This window comes from Mesorhizobium sp. WSM3860 (assembly GCF_002294995.1).
Taxonomy (GTDB): domain Bacteria; phylum Pseudomonadota; class Alphaproteobacteria; order Rhizobiales; family Rhizobiaceae; genus Mesorhizobium.
On the sequence record NZ_NSGF01000001.1, the window covers coordinates 64,395 to 80,258 of the forward strand.

The following is a 15,864-nucleotide window of genomic DNA, read 5'->3' on the forward strand; positions in this document are numbered from 1 at the left end:
GCGCCGGGACTCCCTCTGGCGCCATCCATTCGCTTGTCTCATCATCGCCGCCGGCAAACAGCCGGCGGCGATGGCGGCGCGCTCACACCGTCTCGCGACAGATGAGCGCCATTCAGGATTGCTGCATGGACGATGTGATTCTTTCCCTCGAAGGGGTAGGAAAGATCTTTCTCGGCGTGGTCGCGCTGAGCGACGTCTCGCTGTCGATCGCGCGCGGCGAGACGCATATCGTCCTCGGCGAGAACGGCGCCGGCAAGTCGACGCTGATCAAGCTCTTGGCCGGCATCTACCAGCCGGACACCGGAGCGATCGCCTTCAACGGCCAGTCCTATCAGCCGAAGACGCCGCATGATGCGCAGCTAAGCGGCATCCGCATCGTGCATCAGGAGCTGAACCTTCTGCCCTATCTCAGCATCGCCGAGAACCTGATGCTGGAAAACCTGCCGCGCCGCGCCTTCGGCATCGTCGACCGCCAGGCGCTCAACCGGCGCGCCGTCGCGCTGCTCAAGGAGGTCGGGCTCGACGTCGATCCGAGGACGCGGGTCGAGGCGCTCGGCGTCGCGCAGATGCAGCTGGTCGAGATCGCCAAGGCGCTGAGCTACGACTCGAAGCTGCTGGTGCTCGACGAGCCGACGGCGACGCTGACGCCGCCGGAGATCGGGCGGCTGTTCGCCATCATCAAGCGGCTGAAGGCCAGGGGCGTCACCATCATCTACATCTCGCATCGGCTGCACGAGGTGTTCGAGATCGGCGACCGCGTGACCATCTTGCGCAACGGCAGGCTGGTCGCGACCCGCGACCTCCACGGCCTCAGCGTGCCGGATATCGTGCGTATGATGATCGGCCGCGACATCGCCGACGAATTCGGCTTCGACACCTCGATCGTGCCGGGCAAGGTCGCGCTCAGCGTGACCAATCTGAAGCGCGATGCTGCGACGCCCGAAATTTCCTTCAACGTCCGCCACGGCGAGATTCTGGGGGTCGCCGGCCTGGTCGGCAGCGGCCGGACCGAAGCCATGCGGGCCCTGTTCGGCGCCGATCCGAAGCTCGACGGCGTCGTCGAGATCGACGGCAAGCCGGTGGCGATCACGGCACCCAAGGATGCCGTGCGGCACGGGCTCAGCCTGCTTACCGAGGATCGCAAAGGCCAGGGCCTGCTACTTGACCTGGCCGTGGACAAGAACATCACCATCACCGATCTCGGCAAGGTGTCGCGCCACGGGCTGGTCAACCGCCGGGCCGAAGCCGGGGCAGCCAACGATCTCATCGGCCAGCTGCGCGTCAAGGCAAGCTCGATCGAGCAGGCGGTGCGCAATCTCTCGGGCGGCAACCAGCAGAAGGTGGTGCTCGCCAAATGGCTGTTTCGCGGCACCTCCACGCTGATCCTCGACGAGCCGACCCGCGGCGTCGACATCGGCGCGCGGCGCGAGATTTACCAGCTTCTGTGGATGCTGGCGGCGGCTCAAAAAGGCATCATCATGGTGTCTTCCGACCTGCCGGAGCTGATGGGCATGTGCCACCGCATCATCGTCTTTTCCAGGAACAAAATCGTCGGCGAGGTGCCGCGAGCCGAATTCGACCAGGAGCGCATCCTGTCGCTCGCCTATCAGGAGTATGTGCGACCATGAGCGAGACGTCCGAAAGCCTCGTGGTGGCGCCTGTCTCTCCCGGCAGGGCGAAGTTCCTGCGCTTCCTGATCCGCGACGCCGGCGTGCTTCTGGCGCTGGTGCTGATCACGCTGTTCTTCTCGCTCACGGCACCCTACTTCGCCACGCCCGGCAATGCGCTGAAGATCTTCGTGCAGATCGCCATCAACACGGTGCTCGCGGCCGGCATGACCTTCGTCATTCTCACCGGCGGCATCGACCTTTCGGTCGGCTCGGTGCTGGCGCTCTGCACCGTGGTCGGCGCCACCGTCATGATCGACGAGAGCCTGTCGCCGGCCGTCGCGATCACTTTGGCGCTGCTTGCCTGCATGGCGACCGGTGCCGCCTGCGGCTTCCTCAACGGCTGGATCTCGACGCGGTGGAAGATCCCGTCCTTCATCGTCACGCTCGGCATGCTCAACATGGCCGCGGGCGCCGCCCGCGTGGTCAGCGACAATTCGACCATCACCGGCCTGCCGCAGAGTTTCGTCGATTTCGGCAATCTGATCATCGGCGGCTTCCTGCCGTCGATCTTCCTGGTCGCGGTGCTGGTGATCGCGGCCGGCTGGTTCGTGCTGCGCTTCACCGTCTTCGGCCGCATGATCTTCGCCGTCGGCACCAATGACGAGGCGGTGCGGCTCTCCGGGCACAATCCGGATTTCTACAAGGTCGCGGCCTTCACCATCAGCGGGCTGACGGCCGGCATCGCGGCCATGGTCTATCTGCTGCGCTTGAACATCGGCAGCCCGATCGCCGGCGTCGGCTACGAGCTCAACGCAATCGCCGCCGTCATCATAGGCGGCACCAGTCTCAGCGGCGGCAAAGGCTCGATCATCGGGACGCTGGTCGGCGCCTGCATCCTGCAGGTGCTCAGCACCGGCCTGCAGCTGCTTGGCGTCGGCGACAATTTCAAACCGATCGTGATTGGCCTTGTCATCGTGCTCGCCGTCATCCTAGACGCTTATCGGGAGAGGCTGTTGCGGAGGATCCGCTAAGGGGTCAGAGGGAACCATGACCACAATTGCCGATGTCGCGCGCTATGCGGGGGTATCCGTCGCAACGGTTTCGCATGTGATGAACCGCACGCGCCATGTCGAGCCGGAGACGGCCGAGCGCGTGCGCGCGGCGATCACCGCCCTGCGCTACAGTCCGAACTCGCTGGCGCGGAGTCTGAGGCGGGGGGAGACCAAGACCATCGGCCTGCTGCTCCCGGACAATTCCAACCCGTTCTTCGCCAGTGTGGCGCGCCAGATCGAGGATGCCGGCTTCGTGGCCGGCTATACGGTCATCCTGTGCAACTCGGATGGCAGCGCCGAGAAGGAAGAGCGCTATCTGTCGGTGTTGATGGCAAAGCAGATCGACGGGCTGATCTTCGCCGGTTCGTCCGACCATGCGCGGGTGTTCTCACATTTGTCCGCCGCCCTGCCGGCGGTGCTGCTCGACCGCGAGATCCATTCCGTCCATGTCGATTCCGTGCTGGTCGACCATGATCACGGCGGCTATCTCGCCGGGCGCCATCTGGTCGGGCTCGGCCACCAAAGCATCGGCGTCATCGGCGGTCCGCGCGATTCGAGCTCCAGCCCTGCCCGCCTGAGCGGCTTTACCCGGGCACTCGCGGAGGCAGGTCTCGATCTACCTGCCTCGTCGGTGATCGATTCCGACTATCATTTCGCCGGCGGCCGCCTGGCGATGGAGCGGCTGATGGCGCAGGCGCCGGATATCACGGCGGTGTTCGCCTGCAACGATCTGATGGCTATGGGCGCCATCACCGCGCTGCGCACGCGCGGCTTGCGGGTACCCGACGACATGTCGCTGATCGGTTTCGACGACATTCCCTATGCCGTCACCACTTGGCCGCCGCTGACGACGATAGCCCAGCCGGTCGATAAGATCGGAACGCGGGCGGTGAGCCTGCTGCTCGAGCGCGTCGGCGAGCCCGAGGCGCCGTCGCGCCGCGAGGTGCTGGCGCCAGTGCTGGTGGAGAGGGAAAGCTGCGCGGCGGTGCGCGAGTAGCGCATTATCTCCGCCCTTGAGAGGGAGATGTCGCCGAAGGCGACAGAGGGGGTCGCTGCGCGTGAAGCGCCAACCTCCATCCGCAGAAGCAAGCCGAGCCCAGTCGGACCGACCCCCTCTGGCCTGGGCCATCTCCCCCTCAAGAGTCCCTCAAGGGGGAGATTACGCGCGCTCATTCCCTCAAGCCGCAGGTTGCATGGCGGCCCGCAGCAGCATGCCGAACAGGTCGCGCGGCTCGTCGGGGTCGGCGAGCAGGTCGAGCTCCTCATAGAGGCCGGTGGCCTGGAGCTGGTCGCGGACATAGCGCAGCGCGGAAAAATCCTCCGTGGCGAAGCCGACGGAATCGAACAGCGTGATCTGCTCCGGCGTCTTGCGGCCCTCAGCCTGGCCGGTCATGACCTGCCACAGCTCGGTCACCGGATGGTCGGCGTCGAGCTGCTGGATCTCGCCCTCGATGCGCGTCTGCGGCGGAAACTCGACGAAGATGTCGGAGCGCAAAAGGATATCGCGGTGCAGCTCGGTCTTGCCGGGGCAGTCGCCGCCGACGGCGTTGATGTGGACGCCGGAGCCGACCATGTTGTCGGTGAGGATGGTGGCGTACTGCTTGTCGGCGGTCACCGTGGTGATGATGTCGACGCCTTCCACCGCGTCCTGCCCGGTCGAACAGATGGTGATGTCGAAACCCTTGCCGGCGAGGTTGCGGGCGCATTTTTCCGAGGCTTGGCGGTCGATGTCGTAGAGCTGCAGCCGGTCGATGCCGAGCAGCGCCTTGAAAGCGACGGCCTGGAACTCGGACTGGGCGCCGTTGCCGATGATGGCCATGGCGCGCGAGCCTTTCGGAGCCAGATATTTGGCGGCGACCGCGGAAGTGGCAGCCGTGCGCAGCGCCGTCAGGATCGTCATCTCGGTCAAAAGCATCGGGTAGCCGGAGCCGACATCGGCGAGCACGCCGAAGGCGGTGACCGTCTGGCGGCCCTCGCGCATGTTCTTCGGGTGGCCGTTGACATATTTGAAGCCGTAGAGACGGCCGTCGCTGGTCGGCATCAGCTCGATGACGCCGTCATGGCTGTGCGAGGCGACGCGCGGCGTCTTGTCGAACAGCTCCCAGCGGCGGAAATCCTCCTCGATATAGGCGGCGAGCTCGGTGAGGAAGCGCTCGACGCCGATGGCGAGGACCAGCTTCATCATGCGGTCGACGCTGACGAAGGGGACGATGGCAAGGCGGGAAGGCTGGGTCATGGTCAGAGGCTTCCGGAATGGCTGCGGGTCGGACGGTCCATGATGCGGCGGCCCATCAGGCTGGCGGTAAGGTCGACCATCAGGGTCGCGGTGCGGCCGCGCTCGTCGAGGAACGGGTTCAGCTCGACCAGGTCGAGGCTGGAGACCAGGCCGCTGTCGGAGAGCATCTCCATCACCAGATGCGCCTCGCGGAAGGTGGCGCCGCCCGGCACGGTGGTGCCGACGGCCGGCGCGATCGACGGGTCGAGGAAGTCGACGTCGAGGCTGACATGCAGCAGCCCGTTTGCCTCTTCGATCCTGGCCAGGAAAGCGCGCAGCAGCGGGGCGATGCCGTGCTCGTCGATGGTGCGCATGTCGTGCACGGTCACGCCCGCTTCCTTCAGCGCGCGGCGCTCGGCCGGATCGACGCTGCGCAGGCCCATGGTACAGACGCGGGCGGGGTCGACGGCTGCGGGCAGGTCGGGGAAATAGCCGTTGAAGCCGGGGCGACCGCTGGCATAGGCGAGCGGCACGCCGTGCAGATTGCCGCTTGTGGTGGTGTCGAGCGTGTGGAAATCCGGGTGCGCGTCGAGCCACAGCACGAAGAGCGGCCGGCCGCGTTCGGCGGCGCGGCGCGCCACGCCGGAGACGGTGCCGGCGGAAATCGAGTGGTCGCCGCCCAGGAAGATCGGCATCGCATCCTTCGAAGCCGCGTAGGCGGCCTCGGAAATCGCCGCCGTCCAGGCGGAGATTTCGGACAGCGCCTTCAGGGCGAGATTGCCATGTGCGACAGCGCGCGCCGCCGTCTTCTCGACCGCGCCCCAGTCCTCGACCTCATGGCCGAGCTCCGACAGCACCGAAACAAGCCCTGCGGTGCGCAGCGCGCTCGGTCCCATTTCGCATCCCATCCTGCCCGCGCCGTCCTGCACCGGCGCGCCGACGATCCTGCAGCGCATCACTTCTTTGGCCTTTGCGTTTGATTTGCCGGAGTGAACCACCGCTGCCTGGCGGTTTGAACAGGGTAAATTGGCATTTCGAAAAGACTGATCTATCATATTGGGCATATCGGCTGCTCGAAATGGTCAGGATGGATGCGCTCGACGAAAGACTGGTGACGCTTCTGAGGCACGATGCGCGGCGCAGCGTCTCCGATCTCGCGCTCGATCTCGGCGTCTCGCGCGCGACGGTCCGGGCGCGCATGGAGCGGCTGGAGAAATCCGGCGAGATCATCGGCTACACGGTGGTGCTGCGCGCCGATGCGGTCGATCAGAGGATACGCGGCGTCATGATGATCGAGATCGAGGGCCATGCCGCGGACCGCGTGATCAGGGCGCTCGGCGGTTTTCCCGAGGTGTCGACCATCCACACCACCAACGGCCGCTGGGACCTGGTGGTCGAGCTCGGCACCGCCTCGCTCACGGATTTCGACGCCGTGCTGCGGCGGATAAGGCTGATCCCTGGCATCACCGGCAGCGAGACCAGCCTGCTTTTGGCGACGCCGAGGACGACGAGGGCGAGGCTTGGGTAATGGGGACACCCGCATGGACCGCGGCGAGCCTTCTTGTAGGGCTTTGCGGTATTATCCTCTGTTTGCTGAGGGCTAAAAACAGCGGGAGCAGCTGGTGCTGAAGTTGATCGCGGCTGGGGTCGGCCTGGGAATTGTCGGGTTCCTGATCGCGCTTTTCACGATGGGCGCAGGGCACGGAACGAATGTTCCAGGCTTCATCGTGGTCCCCTGGATGATGCTGCTGATGATGGCGGGCATTGGCGCCGTGCCCGGGCTGCTCAGCGCATGCGCCCAATTCACGAACTATATCCTTCTCATCCGCTCCAAGCCGTTGCTGGCGCTGCCGATCGGGATCGTTCACTGCGTCGCCACGGTATGGGGGATGGCGCGCAACGGAATCTTGTTCTGAAGGCTACAAACGCGAAAAAGCCGCGGAAAACCGCGGCTTTTTCGTTTGCTTGATCCCGGAAGGGAAACTGGAGCGGGTGAGGCGATTCGAACGCCCGACCCCAACCTTGGCAAGGTTGTGCTCTACCCCTGAGCTACACCCGCTCGCGCGGCCTTGGGCCGCAAGCCGCGCCTATATGGCCGAAGAGCGCGGCGATTGCAACAGGGAAATGACGGTCTTTTTGGAGCTAGCTCTTCATATGGGGAAGGTTGGTTTCGAACCGGCGGATTGCGTTGTTCCACACCAAGCGTCTTACGCAATTCCGGACGGGAAACTGCCTCGCACTTTTCCTGGAATTGCTCTGGCGATCTTGCCCCAAGGGCATCGTTGGCCGTAAACGGCACAAGCTTTCCCGATGATGCGAGGACCAATGCCGAAGACCGAAGCCGAGCTTTACGCCTTTCTTGCCGATCTCGGCATCTCCGTCTCGACGGTGCGTCACCCGCCCTTGTTCACGGTTGCCGATTCGCAGGCGCTGCGCGGAGAGATCGCGGGCGGCCACACCAAGAACCTCTTCCTCAAGGACAAGAAGGACAATTACTTTCTCGTCACCGTCGGCGAGGAGGCCGTGGTGGACCTCAAGCAGATCCACCATCTGATCGGCGCCGCTAGCCGCGTCTCCTTCGGCAAGCCGGAAATGCTGATGGAGCTGCTCGGCGTCATTCCCGGCGCGGTTACCATCTTCGGCCTGATCAACGACACGGCCGGGCGGATCAAGGTGGTTCTGGACCAGGAGTTGATGAGCCACGAGGTCATCAACGGCCATCCGCTGACGAATGAGGCGACGACGTCCATCGCCGCCGCCGATCTCGTCAGATTCGTCGAGGCAACCGGCCACGATCCTGTTATCTTGAAAGTCTCGGGCTGATCGCCACATGGATGGCGAAACCGAAATCCGGCAATAACGCGCCGCACCCGCCGAAGCCGGCGACGACGCGACCGAAAGGGCGACGACATGAGTGACAACAATCCGTTCAGCGGCTCATTTGGCGGCAATGCCGGCCAGTACGCCCAATCCGTGCAATATGGCGGGGCCGACCGCGGCAAGGTCTCGCTCGGCGAGGCGGCTGCGGCCGCGGATCTCATCAAGGACACCACGACCGCGACGTTCGCGGCCGACGTCATCCAGGAATCGCGCCGTCAGCCGGTGCTGGTCGACTTCTGGGCGCCCTGGTGCGGCCCGTGCAAGCAGCTGACGCCGCAGCTCGAAAAGGCGGTCAAGGCTGCCGGCGGCAAGGTCAAGCTGGTCAAGATGAACATCGACGACCATCCCTCGGTCGCCGGCCAACTCGGCATCCAGTCCATTCCCGCGGTCATCGCCTTCAAGGACGGCCAGCCGGTCGACGGCTTCATGGGCGCCATTCCGGAAAGCCAGATCACGCAGTTCATCCAGAAGGTCGGCGGCAAGGGCGGAGGCGGCGCGCCGCAGATCACCGAAGCGCTGGCCGCGGCCGCCGAGGCGCGCGAGGCGGGCGATACCCAGACCGCGGCCGATATCTATGATGCGATCCTCGAGCAGTCGCCCGAAACCATCGAGGCAATCGCCGGGCTCGGCGAGATCCTGTTCGAGGCCGGCGACAGCCAAGGCGCAGAGGCGGTGCTTGCCAAGGCGCCGGAGGACAAGAAGGACGCGCCGGCGCTTGCCGCTCTGCGCGCCAAGATGACGCTCGCGGCGGAAGCCGCCGCGCTCGGCAATCCGGCCGAGTTCGAACGCCGGCTCGCGGCCAATCCGAACGATCACCAGGCGCGGTTCGACCTGGCGATGGTGCAGAATGCGCGCGGCGAGCGGATGCAGGCCGCCGACAACCTGCTGGCGATCGTCAAGGCCGACCGGACGTGGAACGACGATGGCGCGCGTGCGCAGCTCTTGAAGTTCTTCGAGGCATGGGGGATGACCGACGAGGCGACGCTGTCGGCGCGGCGCAAGCTGTCGTCGCTGTTGTTCTCCTAAGCGTTTTGCCGGCTTTGTTGCCGGCCCCTTTTGCCGGTAGGGTCTTGCGCAAGGCGGCAACTGCGCCAGATAGGCGCCAGCGGCGTGCCCCTGCCGGTTAACGGTCTAAACAGCAGGATGGGTTGCGTAAGAGGAGATCGCAGATTGATACGCTGCCCGGCGATGCTTTCGAGAGAAGTGCAGGCGGAGGGTTGAGGTGCAGGTCGGAAACGCCCGCTACCGGCTCGCGAGGGATGTGCCGTCAAGGATCCCGGTGTTTCCGCTCGCCGGGGCGCTGCTGCTGCCCGGCGGCCGCATGCCGCTCAACATTTTCGAGCCGCGCTACCTGCAGATGATCGATGAGGCGATGGCCGGGCCGCGGTTGATCGGCATGATCCAGCCCAGCCTCGACGGCGCGTTGCGCGACGACGGCGAGCCCGAGCTTTGCAGCGTCGGTTGCGCCGGGCGCATCATCTCGCTTGCCGAGACCGGCGACGGGCGCTACCTGATCTCGCTGCAAGGCGTCTGCCGCTTCCGCGTCACGGATGAGCTGGCGGTCAAGACGCCGTTCCGGCAATGCCGGATCGCGCCCTTCCTCGCCGATCTCGAGGAGGATCCGGCCGGCGCCGAGGTCGACCGCCCGGCACTGCTCAAGGCATTCCGCGCCTATCTGCAGGCCAACGACCTCGAGGCCGACTGGGAAAGCGTCAGCCGCGCCGAGAACGCCATGCTGGTCAATGCGCTGTCGATGATGGCGCCCTATGGGCCGGCCGAGAAGCAAGCCCTGCTCGAGGCGGCGGATTTGAAGACGCGCGCCGAGACGCTGATCGCCATCACCGAAATAACGCTGGCGCGCGAGGATGAGGATTTTGGCTCGAGCCTGCAATAAATGTACTGATATTCAGATGAGGCGGGCCGGCTGAATCTCAACACTTAGGCCGGCGGCAGTTGGACAATGGAAAAGTGCGATGGCGGCGGACGGACGTGACGGGCGCAAAGCCACGGTTGACCCGAAACTGCTGGAACTGCTCGCCTGCCCGCTGACCAAGGGACCGCTGACCTGGGACGCGGAACGCAGCGAGCTGATCTCGCGCGTGGCCAAGCTTGCCTATCCGGTCCGCGACGGCATCCCGATCATGCTGCCTTCGGAAGCGCGCACGATCTCGGCCGAAGATGCGCTCAAGCCGCCGCCGCGGCTCGGCGGGCCGTCCTGAACGGCGCCGGCGGTCCGTTTGCCGCTACTGGAAATTGCGCCCCTTGGGCATGACCTGTTGCGCCGTGCCCGACAGGGCGTCGATATCCTGCCGCACCGGCAGGCCGCGGTTCGTGGAGCGCTCCGGTCCATTCGATGACCCGGCCGGCTGATGCTCGATGGTGGGCGCCTCCTCAAGGAGCACGCTCAGCCAGGGAGTCAAATCCTCGATCCTGTCGGCGACGATGTGGATGACGTCCGATTCCTGCTGCAGCTTGCCGGTGACGCGAATGAGGCGCGCGCCCATCACGATAGAGCGGAAGCGGTCGAAGACGCGCGGCCAGATGATGACATTGGCGATCGCTTTTTCGTCCTCCAGCGTGAGGAAGATCGCATTGCCCTTGCCGGGGCGCTGGCGCACCAGCACCAGGCCGGCGACGGTGACGCGGCGGCCGTCGCGCACCGACGGCAGGCGGGCATTGGGGGTGATGCCGGCGCGGTCAAGCCGCTCGCGCAGGAAGGCGACGGGATGTTCCTTCAGCGACAGGCCGAGCGAGCGGTAGTCGTGGACGACATGCTCGCCGAGCGGCATTTTCGGCAGCTTCGTCTCGGGCTCCAGCTCGCGCAGGCGCAGCGTCGGCCGGTCGAACAGCGGCAGTTTTTCGGCTGCGCTCCTGCCGTCCAGCGCGCGCACCTCCCAGAGCGCCGCGCGTCGGTCGAGGCCGAGCGAGCGGAAGGCGTCGGCCTGGGCCAGCCTTTCGATCTCGCCGACATCGAGGCCCGAACGCAGCCAGACATCCCTGACCGATCGATAGCCGTCGCCGCGCCGGGTGACGGCGGCCTCCATGCGTTCCTCGGACAGGCCCTTGATCTGACGGAAGCCAAGCCGCACCGCATGAGCCGTCTCGATGACGCCGCGCATCGAGGCATGGCGTTCGAGGATGCGCGAAGGATCGAAACCGGACTCCTCCAGCGTGCAATCCCAGACGGAATGATTGATATCGACCTCACGCACCTCCACGCCATGGTCGCGCGCGTCGCGAACGAGCTGAGCCGGCTGATAGAACCCCATCGGCTGCGAGTTCAAAATCGCGGCGCAGAACACGTCGGGATAGAAGGTCTTGAACCAGCAGGAGGCATAGACCAGCAGCGCGAAGGAAGCGGCATGGCTTTCCGGAAAGCCATATTCGCCAAAGCCTTCGATCTGCTTGAAGCAACGCTCGGCGAATTCCTTTTGGTAGCCCTTGTCGACCATGCCGTCGATCATGCGCTGGCGGTAGTTGCCGATCGTGCCGGTGCGCTTGAAGGTGGCCATGGCGCGCCGCAGCTCATCGGCCTCGCCCGGCTGGAAGCCGCCGGCAACGATGGCGATCTTCATCGCCTGCTCCTGGAACAGCGGCACGCCCAGCGTCTTGCCGAGAATCTCCTTCAGTTCCGGCTTCGGGTATTCAGCTTTCTCCTTGCCCTGCCGTCTACGCAAATAGGGGTGCACCATGTCGCCCTGGATCGGGCCGGGCCGCACGATCGCCACCTCGATGACGAGATCGTAGAATTCACGCGGTTTAAGCCGCGGCAGCATCGACATCTGGGCGCGTGATTCGATCTGAAAGACGCCCAGCGTGTCGGCCCGGCAGATCATGTCGTAGACGCGAGGGTGCTCCGGTGGGAGAGAGCTCAATTGATGAGGCCGGCCGTACTTGTCACGCGCCTGCGGATAATGCTGGGTGAGCAAGGTCAGGGCTCGCTTCAGGCAGGTCAGCATGCCGAGCGCCAGCACATCCACCTTGAGGATCTTGACCGCGTCAAGATCGTCCTTGTCCCACTCGACCATCTTGCGCTCTTCCATCGCCGTCTTGACGATGGGCACGACCTCGTCGAGCCGGTCGCGGGTGATCACGAAGCCGCCGACATGCTGGGAGAGATGGCGCGGGAAGCCCATGATCTCGTTGGCGCGTTCCAGCACCTGCCGCGACAGCGGATCGGCGCGGTCGAGGCCGCCGGCATTGGCTTCCCTCTCGCCGAGCTCCGAGGCCGACCAGCCCCAGATGGTGCTCGACAGGGCGCTCCTGACGTCTTCGGACAAGCCCATGGCCTTCGCCACCTCGCGCAGGGCGGAGCGGCCGCGATAGCTGATGACGGCGGCGGCCAGCGCCGTGCGCTTGGCGCTGTATTTCTCGTAAATGTAAGCGATGACCTCGTCGCGCCGTTCATGCTCGAAGTCGACGTCGATGTCGGGAGGCTCGTTGCGTTTCTCGGAGATGAAGCGTTCGAAGAGGGCATCGATCCGGTCAGGGCCGACCTCGGTGATGCCGATGCAGAAGCAAATAACCGAATTGGCGGCCGAGCCGCGCCCCTGGCAAAGGATGCCCTTGCTGCGGGCGAATTTCACGATGTCGTGGACGGTCAGGAAATAGCGCGCATAGTTCAGCCGCTCGATCAAAGCGAGCTCGCTGGCGATGCGCCGCAGCACATCTTCGGGGACCCCGGCCGGATAGCGCACGGCCGCTCCTTCCCGCGCCAGGCGTTCGAGCTCGGCCTGCGGTCCGAGGCCGGATTCCGTCGGCTCGTCCGGATAGTTGTATTCGAGGTCGCTGAGCGAGAAGGTGAGTTCGTCGGCGAAGCGCAGCGTCTCCGTCAGCGCATGGAGATGGCGGCGGAAAAGCCGCGCCATCTCCAGCGGCGTTTTCAGATGACGCTCGGCATTTGCCGTCAGCTCCAGCCCGACCTCGGAAACCGGCGTGTTGAGGCGGATCGCGGTCAGCACGTCCTGCAACGGGCGGCGGTCGGCGGCATGATAGAGCACGTCGTTGGTCGCCATCAGCGGGATGTGCAGATGTTCGGCCATCGCCGCCGCCTGCTCGATGCGGTAGCGGTCGTTGCCGCCGTAATCAGGCGCCACGGCAAGCCGAAGCGCGGTGCCAAAACGATCCTTAAGCCGGCTAATGAGCGTCAGATTGTCTTCTGCGCCCCCCGACAGGTTGGGCAGGATTGCCAGCGACATCAGATCGCCCCATTCGAGAAGGTCGCTGAGTTCGAGCAGCGTCACGCCCTTCTCGTTCTCGTCGCGCAGATTGGCCTGCGTCAGCATGCGGCAGAGATGCCCCCAGCCCTGGCGGTCGCGGGGGTAGGCCAGAATGTCCGGCGTGCCGTCGGAAAAAACCAGGCGGCAACCGGGATGATAGGCAAGTTTCTCGACCTTGGCCTGCTGCCAGGCGCGCACGACGCCGGCGACCGTGTTGCGGTCGGCAAGGCCGATCGAGGAAAAGCCGTAGAATTTCGCCGTGACCACCAGCTCCTCGGGCTTGGAGGCGCCGCGCAGGAAGGAAAAGTTCGACTGGATGCCGAACTCGGCATAGGGGATGGCGGTCAGCGCGTTCATGCGAAGACCCCGTGCATGAACCAGCGCGGCGCGGCCTGCGAGGCGCTGCTGTAGAGGCCCTGGCGGTAGAGCCAATAGCGACGCCCCTCGCTGTCCTCGATGCGGTAATAGTCGCGCGTCGGCGCCTCTTGCTCGCCGGGCAGCTGCCGCCACCATTCCGCGGCGATGCGCTCCGGCCCTTCGGCGCGGGCGACGCGGTAAAGCGCGCGCCGCCAGCGGAAATTCATCGGCGGGCCCTCGGGGATCTCGGTCGCCGGCACCTCGATCGGCTCGGGCGAGCGGAACAGACGTATCGGCCGCTCCGGCGGGAAGATGGTCATCGGCGGTGCTGTCCGGTCGGGCTTCGGCGGCATGCGCCTTTGCGGCGCTTCCGCGAAAGGAACTGCTGCGACGGCGCGCTCCGGCAGATGGCTTTCGACGACGACCGGCTTCAGCACGGCGGCTTCGCCGAGGCGGGCGCGCACGCGGTCGGCGAATAAAGCGATGTCGGCATCATCGTCGCTCCTCTCGCCGGTGAGGTCGCCCTGCAGCATGTCGAAGGCGGCGACCGAAAGCACCGACAGCCGCACAAGGTCGAAGCCGAAGCCGGCATCGATGGCCTGTTCCAGTGCGGTCAGCCGTTCGTGGAACAGTTTTCGGATCAGCTGCGGCTCGCGCATGGGCCGCGAGGTGCCGACCGCGATGCGGCTGACGACGCCGTCGACGCGGAAGAGGAGAAGGGCGAGCGCCCGCGCGCCTTCGCCGCGGCGCTCGAGGTCGGCCTTCAAGGCCACGGCAAGCCGGCTCACCAGCCGCTCGATGTCGTCGGTGAGCACGATCGGCTCGGCAAGATGGCGCTCGACCGAGAGCGGCGCCACGGGAAGGCGCGGCGACACCGCCTCGTCGAGCCGGCCGAGCGCCTGGTCGAGGCGCAGAAGCAAGGTGGCACCGAAGCGGCGGGCGAGCGGCGCGCGGGGTGCGGCCATCACCGCGCCCGCCGTGCGCAGGCCGACGCTTTCGAGGCTGGCGCGGGTTTCCGGCGCGATGCGCAGCGCCGAAAGCGGCAGGGGCGAAAGCAGCGCCTCCTCCTCGCCGCCGGCAACGATGCGGTCGCCGTGAAAACGCGCCGCCGCCCAGGCGGCGCCCGGCGTCGAGGCGAGGCCGGCGCGAACATCGAAACCCTGCTGGAAGAAACGGGTGAGGATCTCGTCCTGCATGGCCCGCTCGCCACCAAACAGGTGCGTGCAGCCGGTGACGTCGAGAAACAGCCCGTCCTCGCCGTCGATCGCCACCAGGGGCGTGTAGCGGTCGCACCAGTCGGCGAGGCCTTCGAGCAGGCGGCGGTCGGCCTCCGGGTCGGCCTCCACCACATCGATCGACGGATGCATGGCGCGCGCGTCGGCAATGCCCATGCCGCGCTTCAGCTTCAGCGCCTCAGCCCGCTCGTCGAGGGCTGCGATGCGCTGGGCGTTGCTGTCGCGATGGCTGATCACAAGCGGTGGCTGAGGCGGGGGCAGGTGATGCGAGGGCCGGGAACGCCAGGACCGCCCCAGACGCTGGCGCAGGATCCGCTCCGCGCAAAGATAGGGGAACCACAGCGACAGAATTCGTTGCCCGCTCTTCCCGGGACCTTCTTTCTGCAAAAGCGTGCTCATCGGGGTTCCACTCCAGTGTGAATTGTCCGGGCAGGGCCGTGCGGCTCTTGCCGATATCGACGGTGAAGGCGGGGCGGCCGATCGAGCCGGCCAGCGGGCCGGCGAGCGTTTCGCGGCTGGCCGCGGGCGCAGCCGAAACGATGAGGCGCACAGGCGCCGCGGTGGGCTCGGCCTGGCCGGACTGGCGCAGCAAAAACACTGGCCGGCCGGCGCTCTGGGCGCGGGCGTGCAGCCGCCGCGTCGCGGTAAGGTCGAGAAGCCGCGGGCTGCCGCGGATCTCGAGGATGACGGCGGCGAAGGCCGTCATGCGGGCGGCCTCCTCGGCGATCCACAGCGCGTCGAGCAGTTTCGGCGCTTCGGAAAACAGCAATTGTTCGGGCTCGATGCCGAAGAGGGCGTGGATCCCCCTGGCATACGGAAAGCCGGCCTCGCGGAAAATCTCCGCCGTGCCGATCCAGAGGACAGGCAGGCCCTGCTTCTCTTTGAGGATCAGGCTGGCGAGCGACAGCGCCAAGCCGGCGACGGCACCGGCATCGCGGGTCTCTAGCCCATGGATTTCACTGAGCGCCGCCTTGGGCAGGCCGCCGCCGAGGGCAGTGTCGAGGCGTTCTATGCCGGTGTGCAGGAAGGCATCCGGCGAGGCCACAGCGAGGCCGCGCCGGACTATGGTGATTTCGGGGGTGATGTCTGATCCCGCGGCATCGCCAGGTATTTGTTTTTCAGCAATTCCGGACGGAAAACCGCTTCGCACATTTTCTGAAATTGCTTTTGGCGCGCCGGAAGCCGGCGCTTCCAGGCGCTCGGGCAGCGTTCCCTCGATCTTCGCGATCTGGCGGCGCAGGGCAAAAACAGTTTCCCGCGCCACGGCGCTTATCGCCATGACGTTCACTTCCGGCA

General features: G+C 65.9%; 14 protein-coding genes and 1 tRNA gene. 9 read left to right on the forward strand and 6 right to left on the reverse strand.

Annotated features, from left to right (window positions below; genetic code table 11):
• Positions 1-125 precede the first annotated feature (125 nt).
• From CK220_RS00340 to CK220_RS00350, 3 genes are read left to right on the forward strand one after another with little or no spacing between them, the layout of a single operon-like run.
• Positions 126-1,628, forward strand: coding sequence for a sugar ABC transporter ATP-binding protein (locus CK220_RS00340; protein ID WP_095809679.1), 1,503 nt, complete (start codon positions 126-128; stop codon positions 1,626-1,628).
• Positions 1,625-2,641 carry an ABC transporter permease gene (locus tag CK220_RS00345; protein WP_095809680.1) on the forward strand — a complete coding sequence of 339 codons (1,017 nt, stop codon included), beginning with the start codon at positions 1,625-1,627 and terminating at the stop codon, positions 2,639-2,641. Before CK220_RS00340 ends, CK220_RS00345 begins: the two co-directional genes overlap by 4 nt.
• 16 nt (positions 2,642-2,657) lie before the next feature.
• Positions 2,658-3,659 carry a substrate-binding domain-containing protein gene (locus CK220_RS00350; RefSeq protein ID WP_095809681.1) on the forward strand — a complete coding sequence of 334 codons (1,002 nt, stop codon included), beginning with the start codon at positions 2,658-2,660 and terminating at the stop codon, positions 3,657-3,659.
• A 180-nt stretch (positions 3,660-3,839) separates the two neighbouring features.
• On the opposite strand, the gene CK220_RS00355 is transcribed toward CK220_RS00350, so the two are convergent.
• Both CK220_RS00355 and rocF read right to left on the reverse strand, forming a co-directional pair.
• Positions 3,840-4,898: an ornithine cyclodeaminase gene (locus tag CK220_RS00355; RefSeq protein WP_095809682.1), complete on the reverse strand. Its 1,059-nt coding sequence runs from the start codon at positions 4,896-4,898 to the stop codon at positions 3,840-3,842.
• A 2-nt stretch (positions 4,899-4,900) separates the two neighbouring features.
• Positions 4,901-5,833 carry an arginase gene (gene rocF, locus CK220_RS00360; RefSeq protein ID WP_095810225.1) on the reverse strand — a complete coding sequence of 311 codons (933 nt, stop codon included), beginning with the start codon at positions 5,831-5,833 and terminating at the stop codon, positions 4,901-4,903.
• Between the two features lie 131 nt (positions 5,834-5,964).
• Between rocF and CK220_RS00365 the strand changes: the two genes are divergently transcribed.
• Entirely contained in the window at positions 5,965-6,405 is a 441-nt protein-coding gene (locus CK220_RS00365) for an Lrp/AsnC family transcriptional regulator (RefSeq protein WP_066991897.1), read from the forward strand.
• A 94-nt stretch (positions 6,406-6,499) separates the two neighbouring features.
• Positions 6,500-6,793, forward strand: a complete 294-nt coding sequence (locus tag CK220_RS00370; protein ID WP_095809683.1) for a hypothetical protein — start codon at positions 6,500-6,502, stop codon at positions 6,791-6,793.
• 68 nt (positions 6,794-6,861) lie between these two features.
• Here CK220_RS00370 and CK220_RS00375 read toward each other — a convergent pair.
• Positions 6,862-6,936: transfer RNA gene (locus CK220_RS00375), tRNA-Gly, on the reverse strand.
• Between the two features lie 266 nt (positions 6,937-7,202).
• On the opposite strand from CK220_RS00375, the gene CK220_RS00380 reads away from it, so the two are divergent.
• The 4 genes from CK220_RS00380 (at position 7,203) to CK220_RS00395 (ending at position 9,976) form a co-directional block, all read left to right on the forward strand.
• Positions 7,203-7,700, forward strand: a complete 498-nt coding sequence (locus CK220_RS00380) for a prolyl-tRNA synthetase associated domain-containing protein (protein ID WP_095809684.1) — start codon at positions 7,203-7,205, stop codon at positions 7,698-7,700.
• Positions 7,701-7,787: 87 nt separating this feature from the next.
• Positions 7,788-8,783 carry a thioredoxin gene (gene trxA / locus CK220_RS00385; protein WP_095809685.1) on the forward strand — a complete coding sequence of 332 codons (996 nt, stop codon included), beginning with the start codon at positions 7,788-7,790 and terminating at the stop codon, positions 8,781-8,783.
• Positions 8,784-8,979: 196 nt separating this feature from the next.
• On the forward strand, positions 8,980-9,651 hold the full coding sequence (locus CK220_RS00390) for an LON peptidase substrate-binding domain-containing protein (protein WP_095809686.1): 672 nt from the start codon (positions 8,980-8,982) through the stop codon (positions 9,649-9,651).
• A gap of 79 nt (positions 9,652-9,730) precedes the next feature.
• Entirely contained in the window at positions 9,731-9,976 is a 246-nt protein-coding gene (locus tag CK220_RS00395) for a Trm112 family protein (RefSeq protein ID WP_066991609.1), read from the forward strand.
• Between the two features lie 24 nt (positions 9,977-10,000).
• Here the strand turns inward: CK220_RS00395 and CK220_RS00400 are convergent, their stop codons facing one another.
• Genes CK220_RS00400 through CK220_RS32325 form a run of 3 tightly spaced genes read right to left on the reverse strand, consistent with a single transcriptional unit; the run spans position 10,001 to position 15,847 of the window.
• Complete coding sequence (locus CK220_RS00400; RefSeq protein ID WP_095809687.1) at positions 10,001-13,333, reverse strand: error-prone DNA polymerase; 3,333 nt, start codon at positions 13,331-13,333, stop codon at positions 10,001-10,003.
• A complete protein-coding gene (locus CK220_RS00405) occupies positions 13,330-14,805 on the reverse strand; it encodes a DUF6504 family protein (protein ID WP_095809688.1) in 1,476 nt (491 codons plus the stop codon). Before CK220_RS00405 ends, CK220_RS00400 begins: the two co-directional genes overlap by 4 nt.
• The gene (locus tag CK220_RS32325; protein WP_095810226.1) at positions 14,747-15,847 is read right to left on the reverse strand and encodes a hypothetical protein; all 1,101 of its coding nucleotides are present in this window, start codon (positions 15,845-15,847) and stop codon (positions 14,747-14,749) included. Before CK220_RS32325 ends, CK220_RS00405 begins: the two co-directional genes overlap by 59 nt.
• Between the last annotated feature and the right edge of the window lie 17 nt (positions 15,848-15,864).